The following is a 5866-nucleotide window of genomic DNA, read 5'->3' on the forward strand; positions in this document are numbered from 1 at the left end:
GGACGAGGGCCTGGGCCTGACCTTCCGCCTCCGCAAGGCGTAACGGCGCCCCTGTCCCGGGGGGGGGGGGGGGGGGGGGGGGGGGGGGGGGGGGTTTTTCCCCCCCCCCCCCCCCCCCCCCCCCCCGCCCCCGGAGGCCGCTTGAACCGGCCGGACCCGTCGGGGCTCCGCCCCGGACCCGTGCCTCGATCACCGGCGAAGCCTGAGTTCCCCCCGGCCGGCTGGCCGGTTTCGCACAGCGGAACCGGCTCCTCCGGGGCACCACGACGCGAAGCGCGGGCCGCGCGTGGCCCGGGAACCCCCACGGCCGCCTGGCCGCAGGGGAGCTCGAGCACACCACGCGGGGCGCGGGACGGGCCCGTGGCCTGTGCCCGGGGCCTATGCCCGGTACGGGAAGGGCAAGCAGCGGGCCCCGGCTTGTCGGCGCCCTCTGGCGCTCGGAGGTGCCGGCGAGGCTTGCGTTGCCCCGCTCGCGGGCTCGGGGGCCGGGGCTGCTCCGGTTCGGGCAGGGGCGGGGTGGGGAGGCACAACCGGAGGGCCCCTGATCGGCAGTCGAACGCACGTACTTTAGTGCAGGCTTGTCCTGAAATGCCGACAGGCTTGTAACAGCGGTTAGCGCGGTCCCGCCCCGGGGGCATCCCCTTCGCATGACTCAGCGCAACGCTCCCCTCTCCCCCTCCTCCCTCCCCCTCGGCCGGCTCGGCGAGGTCCGCCGACGTGTCGTGTCCGGTGCCCAGTTGCGGTCGCAGGGCGTCGCGCCCGCGCACGTCGCGGAGCAGTGCAGGCCCGGCGGGGCCTGGCAGTTGCTGCTGCCGGGGGTGTATCTGATGCACTCGGGCCCGCCCACCAGCGAGGAGCGGCTGCACGGCGCCCTTCTGTACGCCGGCCGCCCCGTGCTGCCGGCCCCGCGGCAGGAGTCCGCGCCGTACGGCGAAGCCATGATCACCGGGCTTGCCGCGCTCGCGCTGCACGGGTTCTCCACCACGCCGCCGCTGATGGCGCTCGAGCAGATCGACGTCCTCGTGCCGCGGACCCGGCGGCTGCGGTCGGCGGGGTGCGCCCGGCTGGTGCGGGGGCACGCGCTGCCGCGGGCACAGGAGATCACCGGCGTACCCGTCGCCCCGGCGCCCCGCGCGGTCGCCGATGCCGTGGCGCAGTTCGACGACCCGCAGCTGATCGGCCGGCTGCTGACGGAGGCGGTACGGGGCAACCACTGCGAACACGCCGCTCTTGTCCGCGAGCTGAACGACGCTCGGCTGCTGGACCGGCCGCACGTCGTGAGCGCCGTCGACGACCTGCTCGCGGAGGGCCGCGCGCTGGCCGAGGGGCGGTTGTACGACCTGGTGCGGGACGGCGGGCTTCCCGACCCGCTGTGGAACGTGGATCTGCGGTTGCCCGGCGGCCCGCACCTCGGCGGGGTGGACGCGTACTGGCCGGAGCAGGCCGTCGCCGTGGAGCTGGACTCCCGGGCGCCCCGTCAGAACGAGGACGCCGAGTGGTCGCTATACGCACGCAGGCGGGAACATCTGGAGCGTCTCGGCATCACCGTCGTGCATCTGATGCCCCGCAAGCTGCGCGAGTCGCCCGAACAGCAGGCGACCGTGGTGCGTACGGCTCTGATGGCCGCGGCGGACCGTGAGCCGGCCGCCTATGTGGTGGTGCTGCCCCGCTGAGCGGCCCGCCCGAGCACGGGCCTGGAACGCCACAGTTCCAGGCCGATGTCGACGAGTTCGACCCGGTCGAGTCCCTGTACCGCGTCGAGAGGGTGCCAGGCGGCGAGGTCCGTGGAGCCGCCGGTCTCGCTGCGCAGCTCGCCACCGGTGATCCGGCCCTCGTGGACGATCCGCAGGCCCTGGAAGTCCGCGAACGAGCCGAGCTTGCACGGGGGGGGCGTCGGCGTACCGAGTCGGGGCCGAGCAGGGCGGTCATCTCGGCGAGGTGGCCGGTCTCTCCGCCGGACTCCGTACGGGAGGTACCCCCACCTCGGCCTCCCGTACGACGGTGTCGAGGGGATCCTCGCCGTGGTCCATGCCGCCGCCCGGCAGCGTCCACTTCTTCGCGCCGTCGCGCGCGACCCGGCGGGCCGGCAGGACGTGTTCGTCCCGTATGCACACGGCGTACGCCGCGACCCTCAACTCCTTGTTCATTCGGTGGGGTTACCGGGGCCTTCGCCGGCGCCGGCGAGAAGCGGTCCGGAGGCGCATCCGGGACCGCCGGCACGGCCACCCGGGTGAAACACACCCATTCGTGCCGCATGGCGCAAGCAGCACAGTGGCGGATGTACGCCATGAGTGCAATACGACTTAATCAACCCTCCACAAAACCCTGTCATTTACGCAAGGCTGAGCGGTCATCCGGCACCGTATTCCGGACCCTCTCTTTCACAAACAGGGATGTTGATGACCCCCGAATCCGAGAGCTCCACAACAGGACGCTCGACGCCCGGCCACAGACGCGTCGCGCGCGTCGCGGCAGCCGCCTCCATGGTGGCCGCGCTCGTCGCCGCCGGCGTCGCTCCGGCCGTCGCCGCGACCCCTGCCGACGACCCGGCGGGTACAACGGAAGTCAAGGCAGCCAAGGCCCCCGCCGACAAGCTGGGTTCGGCCGACGCCGAACTGCTCGCCGAGGCGGAGGCCGCGGGCGAGAAGACCGTCACCGTCATGGTGGCCACCGCGCCCGGCGCGACCAAGCAGGTCGCGGACCAGCTGGACACCGTGAAGGGCTCGGTCGTCGGCAGGACGTTCGACGAGCTCGGCTATGTGCGGGCCACGCTGCCCACCGACAAGGCCGAGGGCGCGCTCAAGGCGGCGGCCAAGCTCTCCAGCGTCCACGGCATCGACCTCAAACACGAGATCGAGCTCGACGACCCGACCCCGGCCGGGGACACCACCCGCGCCGCAGGCACCGCTGCGGCCCAGGTCAAGCAGTACCCGGCGCCCGGCAAGCACACACCGGCGAAGAACCCGTACAACCCGTCCTTCGAGACCGGCGCGGTCGACTTCGTCAAGAAGAACCCCAAGGCGGACGGCCGCGGGGTGACCATCGGCGTTCTCGACTCCGGCGTGGACGTCGCCCACCCGGCGCTGCAGAAGACCACCACCGGCGAGCGCAAGATCGTCGACTGGGTCACGGCCACGGACCCCGTCTCGGACGGCGACGGCACCTGGCTGCGGATGAACACGGCCGTCAGCGGTCCGACCTTCGTGTCGGGCGGCCGTACCTACTCCGCCCCGGCCGGCACGTACCGGTTCAGCCTGTTCAAGGAGTCCGCCACCAAGGGCGGCGACATGGCGGGCGACCTCAACCGGGACGGCGACACCACCGACGTGTGGGGCGTGCTCTACGACGAGGGCACCCGGACCGCGCGCGTCGACCTGGACAACGACGCCGACTTCCGCAACGACACCCTGATGAAGCCGTACAAGAACGGCTTCCAGGTCGGCTACTTCGGCAAGGACAATCCGGCGACCGACGTCGTCGAGCGCATCCCGTTCGTCATCGAGGTCCGCAAGGACGTCGTGTACAACGCGGCGGGCGCCACGGCCGACCACGTCAGCATCGGTGTCATCGAGGGCTCGCACGGCACCCACGTCGCCGGCATCACCGCCGCCAACAGCCTCTTCGGCGGCCGGATGAACGGCGCCGCCCCCGGCGCCAAGATCGTCTCCTCGCGCGCCTGCACCTGGAGCGGCGGCTGCACCAACATCGCGCTCACCGAGGGCATGGCGGACCTGGTCATCAACCGCGGTGTGGACATCGTCAACATGTCCATCGGCGGTCTGCCCCCGCTGAACGACGGCAACAACGCCCGCGCCGAGCTCTACAACCGGCTCATCGACACCTACGGTGTCCAGCTGGTGATCTCGGCCGGCAACGAGGGCCCGGGCACCAACACGCTCGGCGACCCGGCCGTCGCCGACAAGGTGATCTCCGTCGGCGCGTCCATCTCCAAGGAGACCTGGGCGTCCAACTACGGCTCCCGCGTCAAGAAGAAGTACGCGATGCTGCCCTTCTCCTCCCGCGGCCCGCGTGAGGACGGCGGTTTCACGCCGACCCTCACCGCGCCCGGCGCCGCCGTCAACACCACCCAGACCTGGGCGCCCGGCGGCCCGGTCAAGGAGGCCGGCTACGCGCTGCCCGCGGGCTACTCGATGATGCAGGGCACCTCGATGTCGTCGCCGCAGGCCGCGGGCGCGGCCGCGCTGCTGCTCTCCGCGGCCAAGCAGCGTGACATCGAGCTCACCCCGGCGAAGCTGCGCACCGCTCTGACCAGCACCGCTCACCACATCAGGGGTGTGAAGGCGCACGAGCAGGGCGCGGGTCTGATCAACGTCGTGGACGCGTGGAAGGCCATCAAGCGCGGCGCGAACGCCCACGAGTACACCGTCAAGGCGCCGGTCGACACGGCCATAGACTTCGCGCTGAAGACGCCGGGCTTCGGCACCGGCCTGTACGACCGTGAGGGCGGCCTGCAGGCCGGCAAGAGCCGGACCTACGACGTCACCGTCACACGCACGACCGGCCCGGACAGGGCGGTCGAGCACAAGCTGCGCTGGAAGAACAACGACGGCACCTTCCGCCTCCTCGGCGGTTCCAAGGTCCGGCTCCCGCTGAACCAGCCGGTCACCGTCACCGTCCAGGCACGGCCCAAGACGGCCGGTGTGCACAGCGCCGTCCTCGAGGCGGACGACCGGCGCACGGTGGGCGTGGACAAGCAGATCCTGGCCACCGTGGTCGTCTCCGATGCTCTCGCGAAGCCCGGTTTCACGGTCTCCAAGTCCGACTCGGTGCAGCGCAACAGCCACAAGTCGTACTTCGTCACCGTCCCCGAGGGCGCCAAGAACCTCGAGGTCGCGCTCAGCGGGCTGGACAAGGGCAGCCAGACCCGGTTCATCGGCATCCACCCGTACGGCCTGCCGGTCGACGACAGCTCGACGATCTACTGCTACCCGAACTACGACAGCCCGGCCAACACCTGCCGTCCCGACGTGCGCTCCTACCCGGAGCCGGCGCCGGGCGTCTGGGAGATCGAGGTCGAGTCCCGTCGTACGTCTCCGCTGCTCGACAACCCGTTCGAGCTGGACGTGACGGTGCTGGGCGCCGACTTCGACCCGGCGGTCAAGACGCTTCCCGAGGCGAAGATCGGCACGCCGGCCCTCGTCGAGTGGAACGTCACCAACGCCTTCGCCGCCATCGACGGCAAGCTGGCCGGGGGGTCCCTGGGCTCGGCGAAGGTCGCCCGTCCGTCGATCAAGGACGGCGAGCAGCAGCGTTCCACGGTCACCATCGGTGAGGGCGTGGAGCGGCTCGACGTCGCCATCGGTTCCCCCTCCGACAACGGCGCCGACCTGGACCTCACGGTCCTCAAGGACGGCGTGCGGGTCGGCCAGGCCGCGGACGGCGACTCCGAGGAGGCCGTGAGCCTCGTCAAGCCGGCCGCCGGCACCTACACCATCGTGATCGACGGCTACTCGGTCCCGGCCGGGACCACCGAGTACGACTACCGCGATGTGTTCTTCTCCCCGGCGCTCGGCTCGCTGAAGGTCGACTCCGGCACGCCGGTCACGCTCGACAACGGGGCGTCGGCGCAGGTCAGCGCCGAGGTCATGGTGGCGGGCGCGGCTCCCGAGGGACGTCAGTTCTTCGGTGAGGTGCAGCTGCTGAACGCTCGCGGAACGGCCGCGGGCGCGGGCAGCGTGGTGATCGGCAAGGTCACCGAGTAACACCTGCACAGGCACGACGGCGGGGGGGGGGGGGGGGGGGGGGGGGGGGGCCCCCCCCCCCCCCCCCCACCCCCCCCCCCCCCCCCCCCCCACCAAACACCCCCCCCCCCCCCCCCCCCCCCCTCCTCCCCCCCTTCTGTTGT

The 5866-nt window shown here is 71.9% G+C and carries 2 protein-coding genes and 1 pseudogene; 2 read left to right on the forward strand and 1 reads right to left on the reverse strand.

The genetic code is table 11. The annotated features are described in order from the left end of the window. Positions 1 to 647 precede the first annotated feature (647 nt). Entirely contained in the window at positions 648 to 1673 is a 1026-nt protein-coding gene (locus ACZ4SA_RS08590) for a hypothetical protein (RefSeq protein WP_468271205.1), read from the forward strand. On the opposite strand, the pseudogene ACZ4SA_RS08595 reads toward ACZ4SA_RS08590, so the two are convergent. Continuing rightward, positions 1649 to 2147: pseudogene (locus tag ACZ4SA_RS08595) on the reverse strand (NUDIX hydrolase). The gene ACZ4SA_RS08590 and the pseudogene ACZ4SA_RS08595 overlap by 25 nt on opposite strands. A gap of 246 nt (positions 2148 to 2393) precedes the next feature. Here ACZ4SA_RS08595 and ACZ4SA_RS08600 point away from each other — a divergent pair. Further along, entirely contained in the window at positions 2394 to 5723 is a 3330-nt protein-coding gene (locus ACZ4SA_RS08600; protein ID WP_468271207.1) for a S8 family serine peptidase, read from the forward strand. The last annotated feature ends 143 nt before the right edge of the window (positions 5724 to 5866 follow it).

Source organism: Streptomyces sp. NPDC027962 (assembly GCF_055566095.1).

What these genes read in the sequence shown, in the direction of transcription:
- ACZ4SA_RS08590 (WP_468271205.1), top strand. Translation starts at nt 648, where the DNA reads ATGACTCAGCGCAACGCTCCCCTCTCCCCCTCCTCCCTCCCCCTCGGC.
- ACZ4SA_RS08600 (WP_468271207.1), top strand. Translation starts at nt 2,394, where the DNA reads ATGTTGATGACCCCCGAATCCGAGAGCTCCACAACAGGACGCTCGACG.